At 40.9% G+C, this 18,552-nt stretch carries 18 protein-coding genes; 1 reads left to right on the top strand and 17 read right to left on the bottom strand.

Annotated elements, in window-relative coordinates; genetic code table 11:
- Positions 1-132 precede the first annotated feature (132 nt).
- The 16 genes from D7D54_RS07485 to D7D54_RS07410 form a co-directional block, all read right to left on the bottom strand.
- Positions 133-1,221, bottom strand: a complete 1,089-nt coding sequence (locus tag D7D54_RS07485) for a sensor histidine kinase (RefSeq protein WP_020901994.1) — start codon at positions 1,219-1,221, stop codon at positions 133-135.
- On the bottom strand, positions 1,191-1,877 hold the full coding sequence (locus tag D7D54_RS07480) for a response regulator transcription factor (protein WP_120719144.1): 687 nt from the start codon (positions 1,875-1,877) through the stop codon (positions 1,191-1,193). Before D7D54_RS07480 ends, D7D54_RS07485 begins: the two co-directional genes overlap by 31 nt.
- A gap of 61 nt (positions 1,878-1,938) precedes the next feature.
- Positions 1,939-2,658 carry an ABC transporter permease gene (locus D7D54_RS07475; RefSeq protein ID WP_020901992.1) on the bottom strand — a complete coding sequence of 240 codons (720 nt, stop codon included), beginning with the start codon at positions 2,656-2,658 and terminating at the stop codon, positions 1,939-1,941.
- 1 nt (position 2,659) lies between these two features.
- Positions 2,660-3,445 carry an ABC transporter permease gene (locus tag D7D54_RS07470; RefSeq protein ID WP_020901991.1) on the bottom strand — a complete coding sequence of 262 codons (786 nt, stop codon included), beginning with the start codon at positions 3,443-3,445 and terminating at the stop codon, positions 2,660-2,662.
- A 1-nt stretch (position 3,446) separates the two neighbouring features.
- Positions 3,447-4,157 carry an ABC transporter ATP-binding protein gene (locus D7D54_RS07465; protein WP_020901990.1) on the bottom strand — a complete coding sequence of 237 codons (711 nt, stop codon included), beginning with the start codon at positions 4,155-4,157 and terminating at the stop codon, positions 3,447-3,449.
- Positions 4,158-4,477: 320 nt separating this feature from the next.
- Positions 4,478-5,272, bottom strand: a complete 795-nt coding sequence (pflA, locus tag D7D54_RS07460; protein ID WP_001288288.1) for a pyruvate formate-lyase-activating protein — start codon at positions 5,270-5,272, stop codon at positions 4,478-4,480.
- A 125-nt stretch (positions 5,273-5,397) separates the two neighbouring features.
- The gene (locus tag D7D54_RS07455; protein WP_120719143.1) at positions 5,398-6,648 is read right to left on the bottom strand and encodes a diaminopimelate decarboxylase; all 1,251 of its coding nucleotides are present in this window, start codon (positions 6,646-6,648) and stop codon (positions 5,398-5,400) included.
- Between the two features lie 66 nt (positions 6,649-6,714).
- Positions 6,715-7,542, bottom strand: a complete 828-nt coding sequence (gene purR / locus D7D54_RS07450; protein ID WP_004238844.1) for a pur operon repressor — start codon at positions 7,540-7,542, stop codon at positions 6,715-6,717.
- A 105-nt stretch (positions 7,543-7,647) separates the two neighbouring features.
- Positions 7,648-8,589 (bottom strand): 3'-5' exoribonuclease YhaM family protein, encoded by a 942-nt coding sequence (locus D7D54_RS07445; RefSeq protein WP_020901987.1) that lies wholly within the window; start codon positions 8,587-8,589, stop codon positions 7,648-7,650.
- Positions 8,579-9,835 carry a DNA recombination protein RmuC gene (locus D7D54_RS07440; protein ID WP_020901986.1) on the bottom strand — a complete coding sequence of 419 codons (1,257 nt, stop codon included), beginning with the start codon at positions 9,833-9,835 and terminating at the stop codon, positions 8,579-8,581. The genes D7D54_RS07445 and D7D54_RS07440 overlap by 11 nt, the downstream gene beginning before the upstream one ends.
- A gap of 1 nt (position 9,836) precedes the next feature.
- Entirely contained in the window at positions 9,837-10,499 is a 663-nt protein-coding gene (locus D7D54_RS07435; protein WP_120719141.1) for a thiamine diphosphokinase, read from the bottom strand.
- On the bottom strand, positions 10,462-11,118 hold the full coding sequence (gene rpe, locus D7D54_RS07430) for a ribulose-phosphate 3-epimerase (RefSeq protein WP_120719140.1): 657 nt from the start codon (positions 11,116-11,118) through the stop codon (positions 10,462-10,464). The genes D7D54_RS07435 and rpe overlap by 38 nt, the downstream gene beginning before the upstream one ends.
- Positions 11,119-11,128: 10 nt before the next feature.
- The gene (gene rsgA, locus D7D54_RS07425; RefSeq protein WP_120719139.1) at positions 11,129-12,007 is read right to left on the bottom strand and encodes a ribosome small subunit-dependent GTPase A; all 879 of its coding nucleotides are present in this window, start codon (positions 12,005-12,007) and stop codon (positions 11,129-11,131) included.
- A 1-nt stretch (position 12,008) separates the two neighbouring features.
- On the bottom strand, positions 12,009-12,881 hold the full coding sequence (gene rsmA, locus D7D54_RS07420; RefSeq protein ID WP_001216838.1) for a 16S rRNA (adenine(1518)-N(6)/adenine(1519)-N(6))-dimethyltransferase RsmA: 873 nt from the start codon (positions 12,879-12,881) through the stop codon (positions 12,009-12,011).
- A 64-nt stretch (positions 12,882-12,945) separates the two neighbouring features.
- Complete coding sequence (gene rnmV / locus D7D54_RS07415; protein WP_120719138.1) at positions 12,946-13,512, bottom strand: ribonuclease M5; 567 nt, start codon at positions 13,510-13,512, stop codon at positions 12,946-12,948.
- Complete coding sequence (locus D7D54_RS07410) at positions 13,512-14,285, bottom strand: TatD family hydrolase (protein WP_120719137.1); 774 nt, start codon at positions 14,283-14,285, stop codon at positions 13,512-13,514. The genes rnmV and D7D54_RS07410 overlap by 1 nt, the downstream gene beginning before the upstream one ends.
- A 156-nt stretch (positions 14,286-14,441) precedes the next feature.
- Here D7D54_RS07410 and D7D54_RS07400 point away from each other — a divergent pair, with 156 nt between their 5' ends.
- Positions 14,442-16,286 carry an APC family permease gene (locus tag D7D54_RS07400; RefSeq protein ID WP_120719135.1) on the top strand — a complete coding sequence of 615 codons (1,845 nt, stop codon included), beginning with the start codon at positions 14,442-14,444 and terminating at the stop codon, positions 16,284-16,286.
- A gap of 232 nt (positions 16,287-16,518) precedes the next feature.
- Here D7D54_RS07400 and D7D54_RS07395 read toward each other — a convergent pair whose 3' ends face one another.
- On the bottom strand, positions 16,519-18,483 hold the full coding sequence (locus tag D7D54_RS07395; RefSeq protein ID WP_120719134.1) for a peptide ABC transporter substrate-binding protein: 1,965 nt from the start codon (positions 18,481-18,483) through the stop codon (positions 16,519-16,521).
- Positions 18,484-18,552 lie beyond the last annotated feature (69 nt).

Genomic DNA, 18,552 nt, shown 5'->3' with positions numbered 1-18,552 from the left:
TAGTTTTCATCAACTAGATATCATCATTCGTTTTTATTATCTACCGTTACATCTTATACTAATCGAAAACGTTAAATAGTTTAAAAGCTCACATATAAAAAACTATTCAATCATAAATTAACAAGTAAATCACTATGATTTAATACAATTCACAGTTATTAAAACTTCTGCTCCCGCGTCTCTATTTCTAAGCTCAACTCGGCCTTTGTGTAGTTTTGCAACTCTACATACAAAACTAAGTCCAATACCATAATGTTGCTCTTTAACCGATCTAGCTTTATCCATACGATAAAAGAGCTTTCCAAAATTATTTAAAACTTCATCTGGAAATTCCGAGCCATTATTCCATATGCCTATTTTCAATTCTTTCTCCTCTTGCTCTACCCTAATGTTAATTTTAGGATTCTGTTTATCGGCGTATTCCAAAGCATTTGTTAAAATATTTTGTATGGCACGAATCAGAAGAGATGGATTTATATAATAGTTTTCAGTTCCTTTCACATTTTGTTCAAAAGAAAACTTCATCTGATTTTTTATCAAAAAAGAGACTTCTTTCTCTAATTCATTGATAAAATCTGAAGAGGAATACTCCGTCCAACCTGTCTCATCATCATAATAGGTTTTAGAATAGTGAATCAATTGATTGAAATAATCTAGTAACTGTTGACTAGCTCTTTCTATATCTGCTAAGCATTCTTGAGATTGGTCGTTTTCAGTTATCGTCTGCAAAAATTCCACATTTCCCCTAATAATGGTTAAGGGAGTTTTTAAATCATGAGAAGCTGCTGAAACCTGAAACATTAAATCTTCCTTCTGCTGTTTCTCATCAACTATTAATTGTCGAATTCTATCTTGCATCACAATAATCCGATTTCCTGTCTCGCGAAATTCTTTAACCGTTAAACTTTCTGTACATTCCTTCTCCAACCACATACTATTTTCATAAATCAAAGTCATTTCATAACTCAGTTTTTTCAACAATTTTCCAATGTGATAACTTATTAGAATAATCAATAAAACACAAATATATATCCATGATGACACATTAAAAAAGATTGATAGAACACCACTATTGTTTAAAGGTTTCCCATCTTCATTTATTTGTATAGATACTGAAGCTAAGGGAATAAGATAGGCCATTAGTAAGCCAAGACTAAACTGCCAAATAATTCTCCAACAGGTTTCTCGAATTAATTGTCTAAAACTTTTGATTCTACCCATTGATATCCTCCACCATACAAGGTTTTAATTGGATTTAATTGATAAGGTTTCAGCTTTTGACGAATTTGATAAATGTACTCTGAAACCGAACGTAAAAGCGCTTCTGAACTTTGTGGATATAGATAATTATAAATTTCCTCAATAGAATATATTTTACTTGGGTTGCTTGCCAAAAGATTCACTATGTCAAATTCCCTCCTTGTCAGAGCAATCTTCTCATCGTTTACAAATAGTTCCTTACTATCCGTATATAGTATAAGCTTCCCAATCTTTATTTGATGAACATTTCCTTTAGTCCGTTCTTCACGACGCAAGTGCATTTTAACACGTGCTAACAATTCTTGCATACTAAAGGGCTTCATAATATAATCATCAGCACCTGCATTGATTCCAGCTACTAAGTCTTCATCCATATCCTTGGCAGTTATAAAACAGATAGGAACAGTTATCTGCTCGCGAATCATCTGACAGATTTCTAAACCACTAACAGGCATCATAATATCTAATAGAATCAAGTCAAAGCCTGTAAAATCACAAAGATCAATCTCTTCTATCTTATTTCGTATGACTACTTCATATTTTTCATATTCTAGTACTTTTTTTATTAGGCGAAGAATAGCAAGATCATCATCTACAACCAAAATTTTATAAGCCATAACTCACCCTCCTGAATATATTATAGCACTAACTGAGAAAAAGACAGGATATCCCCTGTCTTTAGCGTACATTTTTTCCTATAAGTATCAATGTAGCAAATAGAAAAACAATTAATAACCAAACTATTTGTATCCCTAAGCCTTGCCACACTGGATAATAAAGAGACAATGGATAGGTATAAAAACAATTCATACTAGCCAGTAATGGTAAATTTCTAAAAAAAGAACTGAATTGTAATAACATTTGTCCCAACCCCAATAAAAGGGATAAACTTATTCCCAAAATTAAGATAAAAGACTGGGAAATAAATACAAAAATACCACTTAAAAGAGAGAAGGTTAGAATAGAAATACAAGCTGGAAATAGAATTGTTAGAACATGTTTAATATTACTCAAAAGATTGATATTGTAGTATCCTTGCGCGATTAGTATGCATAATGATATTACAGCAACCAATAATACAATTTCCATACATAATACAATAGCTAGTTTACAGATTATAAATATCAAACGATTTGGACATGTAAGAAAACTGGTACGAAGGCTAGAACCTGTAAATTCTTGACCTATAAATAGAACAGCTAGACTAATGAAACCCGCCTGTCCTAAATAGAGACTTTGCAGTAGCTGTTCCAAAACAAACTGTAGGGTCAACTGGTCTGGCTTATTATTTAAAAAAATAACTAACGCTGGAACACACAGTAATAGAGCACCTATAATCAACCAGTGCCACGGATTCATAATAAACTTGAGATACTCACTTTTAAGTTGCTCTTTCAACTTATTCACCTCCTCCAATATCTGACTTAAGTAAGCGGTAGATTGCTAAAGCCAAGAATGAGAAGTTCCAACAAAGTAAAAGTAAAATATTTTGTAAACTATTATATTCTAAAATTTGAGGAGATGTAGCAATCAATCCTTGCCCCAATGCAACTGGAAGAAATTTTGCAACCGATATATAGTTTGCTAAGAATGTTCCTAAATTGTAGACTTGAGGAAGCAAAAATAATAGAGGAACAATGGCTGTTTTAAATGTCAAAGCCATAATATAGGCCAGCAGTCCCAACAAAGTCCAAGCTATACTGGCTAAAAATATATAGAACCAAACTGTTCCATTTAGTAAAAAAAGCAATAAGCCATCTTGTCCTAAAACATAATGTGTCATGTTAATTGTCAAGAATATTGATAGAAAGGAAATGATAAAAGAAAATATAAGCCAAACTAATGTTTTTGAAACTAGGAAAGTACTTCGATTTGTAACAGAGAGGAGGCTTGTACGAATAGCCAAGCCTTTGTATTCCTCGGCTCCGTAAATTGAGCCTAGGATAATCATAATAAAAACACCAAATAAAGTGACATCAAAACCTAAAAATTCAATAGGAGGTAAGGCCTCTGCTAAATCTGGATTTGTCTCTGGTGTAGCATGGATACCAACTGAAACAATTTGAGAAGCACCAATATTTGCTAAAAACGTTTGAAATACCAGTATCAAGAATAGTACAACATGAGTAGCTCTATTATAAAGTAATTTCAATATTTCAGAATGAAGAGAGTAAATAAGTGCCATGTCACTTCCCTCCCTCTGTTAAACTAAAGAAGACTTCCTCTAGTGAAGAAAGATTTTTCATCACTTCTTGTAAAGTCCCTTTTATAAGAACTTTTCCTTTATTTATGATAACTACATCATCTGTTACTGCTTCCACTTCCGATAATATATGAGATGACAGTAAGACGGTCTTCCCTTCTTGAGCTTGTTTTTTTATAAACTCTCTAAACCACCGAATTCCTCTTGGATCCAACCCATTAGTCGGTTCATCCAATATCAGATATTGAGGATTTCCTAATAGAGCTGTTGCAATTCCCAAGCGTTGTCCTTCTCCTAATGATAATTTCCCAATTTTAGATTTTTTCTTATGACTAATATCCACCATATCCAAGACTTGTTCAATTCGCTGACTGGATATCCCATTACTAGCAGCAACAATTTTCAAATGTTGATAAACAGTCCGATCATCAGGAGCTCCTACACTGTCAAATGAAGCTCCTACAGTCTTTAGAGGAAATTTTAATTCCTTATAAGTTTGATCTCCAATTTTGGTAAGACCAGATGTTGCTTTGTCTAATCCTAATAAAATACGTAAGGTTGAACTTTTACCAGCTCCATTTGGACCCAGGAAAGCAGTCACTTTACCTGCTTTTGCTTCAAAAGAAATATCTTTTAAAATTTGAGTTTGGCCATACGACTTACATAAATTTTTAATGGTAATACTTTGTTCCATAGATGTTCTCCTATTCTATTTAATATTTCTAAAAGTAACTATATCTTATACACTCATTTTCGGATTTTTTTCAGAATTTAGAGAGTAAAAAAGATTTAATACTCAATGAAAATCAAAGAGCAAACTAGGAAGCTAGCCGCAGGCTGCTCAAAACACGGTTTTGAGGTTGTAGATAAGACTGACGAAGTCAGTCACATATATACGACAAAGCGACGCTGACGTGGTTTGAAGAGATTTTCGAAGAGTATAAAATTTTGTTTCATTTAATTATCTATATTTGTGTAAATTTAAAAGCCCGATGTTTCCATCAGGCTTCTTTTTTATCCATGTACACGTTTCATGTAGTCTTGGTAACTTTCTGTATCCATAAGTTTTTTAGCATTTTTCACGCGGTCTGCTGTTGGGGGTTTGACCCCTTCGAGTGAATACGGAATTCCTAGTTCACGCCACTTGAACTCACCCATAGTATGATAAGGTAGAATTTCAAACTTATCAACATTTTTGAGGGTCTTGACGAACTTACCAAGTTCAATCAAGTCATCATCTCTATCTGTCAAACCTGGAACTAACACGTGACGAATCCAGACAGGTTTTCCAATATCTGATAGATACTGGGCACAGGCCAAGATATTTTTATTGGTTTGGCTAGTAACAATCTTGTGCTGTTCTTCGTTGATTTCTTTGATATCCAAGAGAACCAAGTCGGTGACAGCCATGAGTTTGTCAAACTTCTCAAGGTAACGTGGTTTATTACGGAAAGGCAGAGCACAGGTATCCAAGGTACAGTGGATTCCTTGTTCCTTAGCCTTGGTAAAGAGGGCAATTAGGAAATCAATCTGCAAGAGAGCTTCTCCTCCACTAACTGTAATCCCACCCTTATTCCCCCAGAAACCACGGTAGCGCAAGGCCTCTGTCAAGACATCATCTACCGTCCGTTCCCGTGACTTATTGGACTCCATAGCCCAAGTGTCTGGGTTGTGGCAATACTGGCAACGCATGTGACAGCCCTGCAAAAAGACAATAAAGCGAATACCAGGCCCATCTACTGACCCAAAGCTTTCTGTCGAATGCACCATTCCTGTCACTTGTCCATAATCAATTGTTTCTTCAGACATATCGTTACCTTCCTTGAAAACGTTTTATAGTTTTATTATATCATGACTTGAAAGAAAAACAAGATTTTTGCCTATTTTTTAGAAAGCAATCTGTTTTTCAATTTCATTTTCAATTACTTATCATTTTATTCTTCAAAATCAAAGCCATACAAGGTTGCAAAATAGTCCTCAGGGCGCTCTGCACGACGGATTTGACGGGCTTTTCCTTCTTCGGTATAGAGGATTTCCGCAGAACGAAGTTTAGCATTGTACTGGTAGCCCATTGAAAAACCGTGGGCACCTGTATCATGAATTACCAGCAAATCACCGATTTCTGTATGAGGCAGTTCACGATTCACTGCAAATTTATCATTGTTTTCACAGAGTGAACCGACTACATCGACCACTTCAGCTGGTCCATCTGGATGTGTCAGATTGGTGATATGATGGTAGGCTCCATACATGGCTGGACGCATAAGGTTGACTGCTGATGCATCCACACCTAGATAGGTACGGTAGGTTTTCTTCTTATGGGTAACTTTTGTGACCAAAGCACCGTGAGGTGCCAACATAAAACGACCTAATTCGGTAAAAATCTTGACCTGACCAAGACCTGCTGGCGTAAGAACCTCTTCATACACCTTACGAACTCCCTCACCAATCAAGGCGATATCATTTGGCTCCTGGTCTGGACGATAGTTGACACCAATACCGCCAGAAAGATTGATAAAGTCTAGCGAAATGCCCAACTTTTCCTTGATTTCAACAGCCAATTCAAAAAGCTGACGAGCCAACTCTGGATAATAGAGATGGGTAACGGTATTGGACGCTAGGAAGGAGTGAATCCCAAAAGTCTTGGCTCCTTTTTCCTTCAAGATGGCAAAAGCTTCAAAGAGCTGGTCCTTGGTCATACCAAACTTGGCTTCTCCAGGATTGTCCATAATGTCTGTCCCCAGTTCAAAAACGCCTCCAGGATTATAACGACATGAGATGATTTCTGGAATGCCTGCTACTCTCTCTAGATGTTCAATATCTTCAAAGGCATCCAAGTTAATGGTCGCACCCAATTCACGCGCATAGGCGTATTCCTTATCTGGCGTGTTGTTTGAAGAAAACATAATCTCAGAACCGGGGAAATTCAGTTTATGACTCATCAAAAGCTCTACATAACTAGAGCAATCCACGCCACAGCCTTCCTCTTGAAGGATTTTCAAAATAGCTGGGGTTGGAGTAGCCTTAACTGCAAAATATTCCTTAAAGCCCTTGTTCCACGAAAAGACTTGGTTGACTGCTCTTGCCTTCTCACGAATCCCCTTCTCATCATACAAATGAAAGGGAGTCGGGAACTCGGCAACAATCGCTTCTAAGTCTTCTTTATTGATAAATGGTGTTTTCATAAGCTTCCTTCTATTCTATTTGCAAAGAAAGGCTGGGACAATCGTTCCAACCTTTAGTTCTATCTCTTATTTATCTTCGTCAAAGATATTTCCAACCTCAACATCGATGGCTTGGTTCTTAACATCAATATTGGTTACCTTCAAGAGTGACTTGTAGTCAAACTGCTTTTCACGTTCTTCTTGAGCATTGTCCGCAAATACCGCTACACCTGCCAGTTCTGAATCGAACTCGCGCAAGAGACTAATCATCCCATTGACAGTTCCGCCGCCTTTCAAGAAGTCATCCACAATCAAGACACGGCTGCCTGCCTTGAGACTACGTTTTGAAAGGAACATTTTCTCGATACGGTCACCACTTGAACCTGATACATAGTTGACGCTGACAGTTGAACCTTCAGTAATTTTCAGGTCACGGCGCACAATAACAAAAGGAACATTAAGGACATTGGCAACTGCATTTGCAAGTGGAACACCCTTAGTCGCTACGGTCATAACCGCATCAATCTTTTGGTCCATAAAACTTTTGGCAATAATACGACCAATATTTTTCAAGATGGCTGGTGTGCTAAGCAAATCAGACAGGTAGATGTAACCACCTGGCAAGATACGGTCACTTTCTGACAACTTGGCACGCAAGTCCTCCACCATTTCCTTGGCATCATGGCTTGAGATTGATGGTGTAAAGATGACACCTCCTCCAGCACCAGTTACTGTCTGGATATGACCAATCTCGATTTCCTCAAAGGCGCGTTTGATAATGACGATATCCTCTGAGATGGATGATTTAGCAGATTCATACTTTTCAGCAAAAGTATTGAGACTAGTTAGTTTATAAGGATTATTAATCAAATAGTTGGAAATGACAACCATCCGATCACTTCTTCTTAATTTCATTTCTATTTCCCACTTCATTTAATTTTGATATTTTATCTATTATACCATATTCACATAAAAAAACGAACATTCTTATCCTAAAAAATGCTCATTTTTCTTAAATTATTAATCTAAATCTGGTTTATAGAAGGAACGATTGTCCATAGCGAAGATTTTATTGGTCATCTCTCCTTTGTCCACCAAAGCAAGAGCAGTTGACATCATCATCATGCTTGCATCCAGATTGTCAATCATATGGATAATCTCTGCTTCCATAATGCGTGGACGGACTGGGCTTCCATACTCAAGTAAGCCGTGGTGACTGAGGATGACGTGACGAAGCAGAACGACTTCTTCCTTGGTATCATCGATGCCAAGCTCCATCACTGTCTTAGTAATTTCACTATCAATTAGAGCGATATGCCCAAGAAGATTGCCTCGTACTGTATACTCGGTCTGATCAGGCCCTGTCAACTCGATGACTTTAGCCAAGTCGTGTAGCATAACCCCCGCATAGAGCAGGCTCTTATTGAGTTGAGGATAGACTTCGCTAATAGCATCTGCCAAACGCACCATGGTCGCCGTATGATAGGCCAAGCCCGTTTCAAAGGCATGATGGTTGGTCTTGGCAGCTGGATAGGAGTAAAATTCCTTATCATACTTGGTGTAGAGATTTCGGACAATCCTTTGCCAAACAGGATTTTCAATTTTAAAAATCATTTGCGACATATAGTCACGGATTTCCTTGACATCAACTGGCGACTTGACCTTGAAATCAGCTGGATCATTGGGTTCGCCCAGTTGAGGCAGGCGAAGAGTAATTTGATTAACTTGAGGGGTGTTGTTATAAACTTCTCGGCGCCCTTTCATGTGGACAACCTTACCTGCGGTAAAGGCCTCAACGTTATGAGGTTGAGCATCCCAGAGCTTCCCTTCAATCTCGCCACTATCATCTTGGAAGGTAAAGGCTAGGTAGTTTTTCCCAGCTCGTGTCTGCCTCAGGTCAGCTGATTTGATTAGGTAAAAGCCTTCAAACAACTCATCTTTTTTCATGTGACTAATCTTCATATTCTTCCTCGTTTTCTTGGAAATGGAGTAGATCAAGCGCAGGCTCACCTTCTGATAACTCAATGTGACGGAGCGTCCGCTCGATAGCTGTGGTACGACGGTTTAATAATTCATCAATATTGCCAGAGGCATGTTGGAGGTGCTTTTGTGCCTTAACCAGAATACCACCAAACTTGCCAAACTCCGTCTTGACACTGGCTAGGGTCTTACTGATATGGTCTGCACTCTTTTGAATATTGAGAGTTTTGAAACCAACTGATAGGGAATTGAGAAGGGCTGACAGAGTACTTGGACCTGCGACAATAATCTGCTCCTCCCGTCTCAAATCATCAAAGAAGACCGGATTGCGGACGATTTCTGAGTAGAGACCTTCTGTCGGAACAAACAAAACTCCAAAATTGGTCGTCCGAGGTGGTGCTATGTACTTGCTCTTGATATCCTTGGCAAAGCGCTTGACGCTTGCTAAGAGCGACTTACGACAGCGTTCAATCTCATCCTTGTCCCCTGCCTCATAGGCTTCTTCTAAGCGGTAATAATCAGCCAGTGGAAACTTAGAGTCAATTGGTAGGTAGACGTATTCCTGGTCGCCTTGTCCGGGTAACTTGATGGCATACTCCACTCGTTCACTAGAGTTTTCAACCGTTGCGTATTCTCGTTCATACTGGGCAGGGGTCATGATGTCCTCGATGATTTGTCCCAGTTGCAATTCTCCCAGAATTCCTCGTGTCTTGGTTCCAGAGAGAACCTTGTTGAGAGCTCCGACATCACGCGCAACTGTCTGCATTTCTCCAAGGCCACGATTGACCGACTCCAGTTGCTTGGAAACTGTCTCAAAGGAAGCCTGCAAGCGCGTCTGCAAGGTCTTTTCTAGTTTTTCCTCGACCGTTTGGCGCATTTGTTCCAACCGTTGCTCATTTGATTCCTGCAAGGCTTGAAGGCGTTGGTCGGTCTTGTCTCTAGTTTGCAAGAGATTATCTGTCATTTCTTGACGGACTTGAGTTAGACCTTGGTGCAATTCTATTCGCACTTCTTGCAAACGGTCGCTGACAGCCACTTCCAAGTCTTTTTGGTCTAACTGGCTGGCTTGTCTGGCTTGTTCAAAGCGGTAATCCAACTGATCTGACAAGTGATCTGCCTGATCCTCCAAACTCTTGCTGAGATGTTTTTCCTGCTTATCCTGCCTTTGCCAAATCAGAAAGAGACCAGCTAGGTTGGCAATCAATAATAGAACAAGTAAACTTTCCATCCTACCTCCTGTCCTTGCTATGCAGCACGACCACATAGCCATCTGGGCAAGTTACCGAAACTTCCCTATCTATATATTCGTTAGAAGCATACACTTTTTTAAAGAAAAAATTTTCCTCTGTCAACTCATACTTGGCACCAAGAATGGTCAGCTGGCTATCCCGAACCGGCATAAAGGCAAGATAGTCGTAGTCTGAGCGGGGTTGAAGCTGACTAATCCCTTCTGGACAATAGGCAATCAAGTTTTGCCCATCCTCAATCGCTATCTGACGCATATAGGGAGCCAATTTGGGATTGCTAGGCAGAAAAACATTGGCCAGCATATGGTCAATACGGCCACCCAAAGCACCGAAAATAGTGACCTGAGCCTGAGGATTCTTCTCAAAGATTGTTAAAAGCGCTAGTTCCAGATCAGTATCATCTTTTTCTGGCTGAGCTTTGACAAAATACTGAGCACGTTTTTGAATCACCTGTAGCTCTTCTGCACTTACAGAATCAAAATCTCCAACTGCTAGAGCAAGAGGAAGGTTTTCTTCCAAGACCCAGAGTGAGCCTCGATCCACACCGACAAAGCAATCAAAGTCCGTCCGGTAGTGATCACGGTCTCCGCCAGCAAAAACGGCAACCCTAGTCCAGTTGTTTTCTGAGAATTTGTACTCGCTCATTGACATCTCCCTTAAAGACATAGGAACCTGCTACAAAAACGGTCGCACCAGCTTCTTTGGCCTGAGCAATGGTATGGTCATCAATCCCACCATCGACTTCGATCTCAAAGTTCAAGCCTTTTTCCTGACGAAGGGCAACCAACTCGCGAATCTTATCCATGGTTTCAGGTAGGAAAGCTTGCCCGCCGAAGCCAGGGTTAACCGTCATGACTAAGACTTGGTCAACTAGGTGAAGTACGTGCTTGATAGCCTCAACAGGTGTACCAGGATTGATGACAACTGAAGGCTTGACACCGAGTGAACGAATTTTTTGGAGAGCACCATGAATATGAGACGTTGCTTCTACATGGATACTGATAATATCCGCACCTGCACGCGCAAAATCTTCTAAATGATGCTCAGGATTAGCTACCATCAAGTGGCAGTCAAAGACCATCTTGCTGTGGGGACGAAGAGCTTCAACCACACCTGCACCAAAGCTGATTTGTGGTACAAAGTGACCATCCATGATATCGATATGGGCGTACTCTGCTCCAGTTGCTTCTAGGCGTTTGATTTCACGTTCAAAGTTGGCATAATCTGCTGCCAGAATTGACGGAGCAATCTTGTATTGAGACATAGGTTTCTCCTTATTTTGGAATTTTTTTGCTGACTTTTTTATAGGTTTCTCTGCGATTTTCAATCTCACTGAGGAATTGCAGGTAGTTGTCAAAACGGAAGGACGCAATGGTACCATCTTCAATAGCTGGCTTGACTGCACAAGACGGCTCATGGGTATGGGTACAGGTACGGAATTTGCAGTCTCGGCTGACAGTGGCTATCTCTGGGAAGGCCTGATTGAGGTCTTCCGCCGTTGATACTTCATAATCCAATGATGAAAATCCTGGTGTATCTGCGATTTTCCCCCCATTGAGGTTGTAAAAACTAACAGCTCGAGTAGTGTGGCGCCCGCGACCTAGACTGTCTGATATTTCTCCTGTTTCAAGATTGAGGTCTGGTGCGATTTTATTGAGAAGAGTTGATTTTCCAACGCCCGTCTGCCCCATAAAGACTGTCACCTTGCCTGTTAACAAGGGCAGGAGTTCCTCTTTACTGGTCACAAAGTCATAGCCGATATCAGCATAAGTCTGTTCATAAAAATCCAGTTCTCCCCTATCTTCCAACAAATCCATTTTGGAAATATAGACGATGGGATGGATGCCCTTGTGCTCTAATAGAACCAAGAAACGATCCAGCAAATTGTTGTTAAATTCAGGTTCCTTGACGGACATGATTACTACAGCTTGGTCAATATTGACAATGGGAGGACGGACTAGACTGTTTTTGCGTTCGTGAATCTTGAGAATATAGCCTTCTGAATTTTCCTCGGCAGAAAAATCGACCCAGTCCCCAACATAAGGGGTATGACCTTTTTTACGGAAATTTCCACGCGCGCGCGTCTGATAAACCTGGCCCTCGCTTTCCACATAATAGAATCCTGCTAAGGCTTTAATGATTTGTCCCTGCATCTTAGAGTCCTTGCCCTTTAAGCGCGTCTGCTAGGCTGGCAAATTCTGCCAAGCTGAGAGCTTCCCCACGCACACTTGGTGACAAGCCTGCTTGGTCCAATGCCTTGGTCAGCTTGTCCTTAACTTCTTCAGTCTTGCCAAAGTAACCTGTCAAGTTATTCCACAAGGTCTTGCGGCGATGGGTAAAACTAGCCTTGGAAACCTTAAAGAAAAAATTCTCGTCTTCCACTGCTACGGCTGGTTCTGGACGACGCACCATTTTCAAAATAGCAGAGTCCACGTTTGGCGCTGGCACAAATACCGTACGAGGCACGATGAAGGCAACCTTGGCAGTCATGTAATACTGCACAGCGATTGACAAACTGCCATATGCCTTGGTATTCGGCTGGGCTGAAATGCGGTCCGCCACTTCTTTTTGCATCATGACCACAAACTCACTAAAAGGAATGCCACTTTCAATCAAGTGCATGAGAATAGGCGTCGTAATGTAGTATGGCAAGTTAGCTACTACCTTGATTGGCAGGTCAGGATTTTTAAAATTCTGGATATGTTGCGCCAAGTCAACCTTGAGAATGTCCTCGTTAACCACGGTCACATTATCAAAATCACGCAGGGTATCTGCCAAAATTGGTACCAAACGATGGTCAATCTCAAAGGCCATGACCTCTGCTGCACGCTCAGCCAGAAACTCCGTCAAGGCACCAATCCCTGGCCCAATTTCAATGACATTGACCTGGTCATCAATTTCAGCCGTATCCACGATCTTTTGAAGGATATTAGTATCCGTCAGGAAATTTTGCCCAAAGGATTTTTTAAAGGTAAAACCGTGACGCTCTAGCACTGCCTTGGTCACGCTATAATCTGCAATTCTCATCTATTCTCTTTTCTATTATCTGTTACTACTATTGTAACACATTCCCCTTACATTTGGGGTCTGCTTAACTATTCTCATAAGATTTCATGGCTTCTTCCACTTCTGCCAAGGTGACTCCAAACAACTCTAGGCGTTTGAGGAGTTGCTTGCCGTTGGAATAGCCAATTCGGAGAGCCTCTCCTAGATATTCTCGTCGCTTACGGCTATCTGCTCCTGCTAGAAAACCAAGTCGGATCAAGTCGCTACGACTGATATCAAACTGACTTTCATGTTCAAATTGTTCTGTGACCTGAGCTAGAGCCGTTTTCAAATCTTCATAGCTGGCATGCTCAATTCCCAGGGAACGTCCCTTGGTCTTGGACTTGGGAACAGCTTCATCTCGTTTGAGGAAGGCATGCTGAACTGTTGGAATGGCCGTCATAATCATGCGGCGAATCCGCTCCCCATTAAAATCTGGGTCTGTAAAGACAATGACTCCATGACGTTGGTGCAGGCGCTGAATCCGATCTATATCCTGGTCATTGATGGCAGAACCTCGAGTCTCATAGGTCTCTACATCGAAATAGCGTTTGAGATTGGCCGTATCATCGCGCCCTTCGACCACGATAACTTGGGAAATTTTCTCTTTCATTACTTGCTGTCCAATCCAAAAATTCGTTCTGCATTTGCAGTTGTTACCTCCGCTAGCTCTTCTGCCGTCATCCCACGCAAATCAGCTATAAAGTCCACTACATAGCGAGTATAGGCTGTTTTGTTTTCGCGACCCCGTTTAGGAACAGGAGCCAAGTAAGGCGCATCTGTCTCTACCAAAATCTTGTCCAAAGGTAACTCTTTAGCTGCTTCTTGGATGTCAGTTGCCTTCTTGAAAGTCACCACTCCTGAGAAGGAAATGGTCATGCCAAGCTCGACAAACTTCTCTGCCCACTCAAGCGTCCCCGAAAATGAGTGCATGATACCACCTCGAGGACCAACGCCCTCACTCTTGATAATTTCATAAGTATCTTCCAGCGCATCACGGGTATGGACAACAAAAGGCAAATCCAAATCCTTAGATAGCTGAATCTGACGGCGAAAAACCTGCTCCTGTACCTCTTTTGGCGCTGTCATCCAATGGTAGTCCAAACCAATCTCACCCAAGGCAACTACCTTTGGATGCTTGAGCTTGTCAAGCAAGTAGGCTTCAATCTCCTCTATGTAGGTTCCAGCTTCTGTAGGATGCCAACCAATAGTTGCGTAGAGTTGGTCGTACTCATCTACCAACTCTAGGGCACGCTCAATCGTCGGTTTATCAAAACCCACAATATTCATCTGTGTCACACCCATCTCAGCAGCCAAGGTAATTTCTTCTGTCTCACGACCTGCAAATTCTTCTACATTCAAGTGTGTATGTGTATCAAAAATCATCTCTTCTAACCTCGTTTTCTATCTTCTATTATACCAAAAAACTGCCCTCTCTCCTCATCTGTAAAAAATATTCTAAAATCTATTGTCGTCTCTTGACGCTATTTTTTCAAAGCAGTATAATAGCACTTATTGAAATTTTCAGTAAAGGAAAATACCATGTTTACAAAATTAAAACATACCTTTATCGGTCGTCCTCTTAAGTCTTTAACCGAAGGCGAAGGGGGACTACTGGGAAAAATGCAGGCACTAGCCATGTTGTCAAGCGACGCTCTCTCCTCCATCGCCTATGGACCTGAGCAAGTAGTCCTGGTCTTGGCTAGTCTTTCTCCACTAGCTATATGGTGGAGCCTTCCTATCGGCCTCTTTGTCCTCCTACTCCTAGCTAGCCTGACCGTTTCCTACCGTCAAATCATCCATGCCTACCCTCAAGGGGGAGGGGCCTATATGGTTACCCGAGAAAATCTATCTCCCAAGCTTGGCTTGATTGCTGGAGGTAGTCTTCTGGTTGACTATATGCTGACCGTAGCGGTATCTGTTTCATCTGGAGCGGACGCTATCACAGCAGCTCTCCCTGCTCTACACCCTTACAACCTCCATATTTCCATTTTTCTAGTTTGCTTGCTTATGCTCTTGAATTTACGGGGCTTAAAAGAATCTGCCAGTTCACTGATGATTCCTGTCTATCTCTTTATCATCAGTACTGTCTTTCTCTTGCTCTATGGAATCTTTCAACTAGTGACAGGTTCTCTCAGCTATCAGGCAACTTCACCTATTGGGCATGCTGTTCCAAGCCTGTCCATCGTTCTCATTCTAAGAGCTTTTACCAGTGGCTCTGCCTCTCTAACTGGGGTTGAAGCTATTTCAAATGCCGTGCCCTTTTTCAAGGCTCCGAAAGAAAAGAATGCCGCTCAAACCTTGACCATCATGTCACTGATTTTAGGTTTTCTTTTTGCTGGTATCACCTTCCTAAACTACTGGATGGGGATTCTGCCTCAACACGGAGAAACTATTCTTTCACAGATGGCTCAAGGCATCCTTGGTAATTCCTTCATAGGCCACCTTGGGTATTATCTCTTCCAATTCTCCACAGCCTTGATTTTGGCCGTAGCTGCAAATACTGGCTTTTCAGCCTTCCCTATGCTGGCTTACAATATGGCTAAAAACAAATACATGCCTCATCTCTTTATGGAAAAAGGAGACCGCCTAGGTTACTCTAATGGAATTTTAACTCTGGCTTTTGGGGCTATGACTCTTCTTCTCATTTTTAATGGGAATACTGAACGCTTGATTCCTCTTTATACTATTGGAGTCTTCGTTCCCTTCGCCCTCTCTCAAACAGGGATGGTTCGCCATTGGAAAAAGGAAAAAGGAGCAAACTTCTTAAAACCTGCTCTTGCTAATATCCTTGGAGCAATCATTTGCTACGCGATCGTGCTAATCCTTCTCTTTTTCCGTCTCAGTGATATATGGCCTTTCTTCCCGATTATTCTCGTACTCACCCTACTCTTCTTAGCAATTCACAGTCATTACCAAAAAGTAGCCCAACAACTGCGACTCTATGAAGGAATTGAAAAACGTACTTACGACGGCAATCTGGTTCTAGTCCTAGTAGGAAATGTCACCCGAGTCAGCGTCGGAGCCATTAACTACGCTCAAAGTATCGGTGACGAAGTCCTAGCCATGCATATTTCTACCAAGGAAACAGCAGAAAAAGACCAAGAGATTCTCCAAGAATTTGCCGATTACTTCCCAACCATCACTCTGAAAAATATCAAGACCAGCTATCGCGACATCATCACGCCTACTGTCAAGTATGTCAAACGGATTTCCGAGGAAGCTCAGAAAAAGAACTATACAGTCACTGTTCTCGTTCCCCAGTTTATCCCCAATAAACCTTGGCAAAATATCCTGCACAATCAGATGAGTCTCAAACTCAAATACGCCCTTCGTTGGCACCAAGACGTCGTTGTCGCTAGCTACTCATATCACTTAAAAGAATAAAGAAAAGGCCCTACCAGAACCAAGAAGCATCTGGTAGGACCTTTTTTCTGAATCCAGTCACTAGGCTTATACTCTTCGAAAATCTCTTCAAATCACGTCAGCTTCACCTTGTCGTAGGTATGGTTACTGACTTCGTCAGTTCTATCCACAACCTCAAAACACTGTTTTGAACAGCCTGCGGTTTGCTTTTTGATTTTCATTGAGTATTAATTGAAAAGCATGACTAGGAATATTATTGAATGTGGTTAGCTAAATCTTCCTGAGCTTTTTTATTTGACTCAACTTTTTCTTTTAACCATTTTTCATAGAGTTCTTGGTACTGTTTAGCGGTTACTGGCTCTTTTTGCAATTCAACATATTTGTAGTTGTCCGCATTTCCTTTATGACCAACGAATGAGAATGGACCTGTAAACGGCACAGTCTTACGGAAGATTGGGTTGGCTCCACCACTTTGAACTGGTAGGAACAAGGCGCTATCTGTCAACCAAGCTTGGGCTTCAGCATATTTTTCATAGCGAGCTTGAGTATCTGTGATTTCTGCGTCTGCCTGATCCAAGAGTTTCTTGTAGTCAGCAAGACCAATCTTGTCCTTAACTTCCTTGTCTTTTCCTTCAGACAAGCCCATGTTTTTCAACTGAGAACCTATCTCTGGATCAAGGATATCTAGGTAAGTCTTAGGATCTGAGTAGTCTCCACCCCATCCTGAAATGTCAATATCGTAGTCTTTTTGTTCTGCTGTATCTGCAAAGTAGGTTGCTTGGTCTTTTTCATCCGGAGATAGTTGGATAACATCGATGACCACATTCTCCTTACCAAGGGTTTCTTCTACTGTTTGCTTGAAAGATCCAGCCTGTTGCACATCCAACTTAGCAGTCTGGTCAACTGGCATATCCAAATGAATTGGGAAGGTTACTCCTTGAGCTTGCAGACTTTCTTTGGCCTTGGCAAACTTCTCTTTGGCCTTTTCAGGATTCAAGAAGGCTTGCTTACCATCGTTTAGGTTGATATTTGCCCAATCTTTACCGTAGTTGACAATTTTCTCATTAACAATATCACCAAAGTTCTTATCACCAACTTGGACAAAATTACTTGGTGTAATCGTGTTACGCAAGATACGGTCTGCTCCATCTTCGCCATTTGTCTGTGCTGCATAGGCATGACGGTCAAAGGCAAAGTTGATAGCCTGACGGAAATCTTTATTTTGCATAGCTGCGCGTGAATCTGTCTTTTCCTTATCAGACTGTTTCATAGTCTGCTTGTAGCTTTGACGATTCACGTTGAAAAGATAATAGAAAGTAACTGAGTTTTGTGGTGTGTAGGTAATCTTGTCCTCGTTTCCCTTCTTGAGTTCAGCAAAGACTGAACTTGTTGGGAAAATACGGCCGTCTGTATAGTTACCATCCAAGAAACCTCTAGCAATGCTGTCTTGGTCAGAACCATCAAAGAAAGAAAGTTTCACTTTCTCAATTTTGACATTGTCCTTATCCCAGTAGTTAGGGTTTTTATCAAACTCAATCAAAGATTTTGATGTGAAGGACTTAAACAAGTAAGGACCATTTGACAAGATACTTGATGGTGTCACACTTCCAAAGTCATCTCCCTTAGACTTCAAGAAGGCTTCGTTTACAGGACTAAGAATACTTGCTGTTGTTTTAGAGTTCCAATAAGTCTCAGGTTGGTTGAGGGTGTATTGTAGCGTGTAGTCATCCACCGCCTTAACACCAACAGTTGCAAAATCAGATGATTTCCCTTCAACATAGTCTGCTAGCCCTTTGATAGAGTCTTGAACCAAGTACAAGTTTTCAGCCTTTTTATCAGCCGCATACTTAAGACCAGTCACAAAGTCATGAGCGGTTACATCCGCATACTCTTCTCCTTCAGAAGTATACCATTTAGCTTCCTGACGGATTTTATAAGTGTAAGTCAAACCATCTTTTGACACTGTCCATGACTCAGCCATAGACGGGATGAGATTGCCATATTGGTCATTTTCCAACAAACCATCAATCAAGTTGGTTGTGATACTAGATGTAGAGTCTCGGGTAGAAGTAATATAATCCAAGGTATCTGGGTTATTGACAAAGATATAAGAGTAAGTCTTGTCTGCATTACTTGATTGAGATGATCCACACGCTGCTAAAGCCAGACCTGCTGTCAAAGCCATAGCTCCAAAAAGCATAACTTTTGATTTCTTCATGATTATTCTCCATTTTTACAGTATGTGAAATATTATACACTATTCAAGCAAAAATATAAAGCTTTTTGT

This window comes from Streptococcus chosunensis, assembly GCF_003626515.1.
Lineage (GTDB): Bacteria > Bacillota > Bacilli > Lactobacillales > Streptococcaceae > Streptococcus > Streptococcus chosunensis.
Note: the sequence above shows the minus strand (reverse complement) of the source record. Positions and strands in the feature narration are given on the sequence as shown.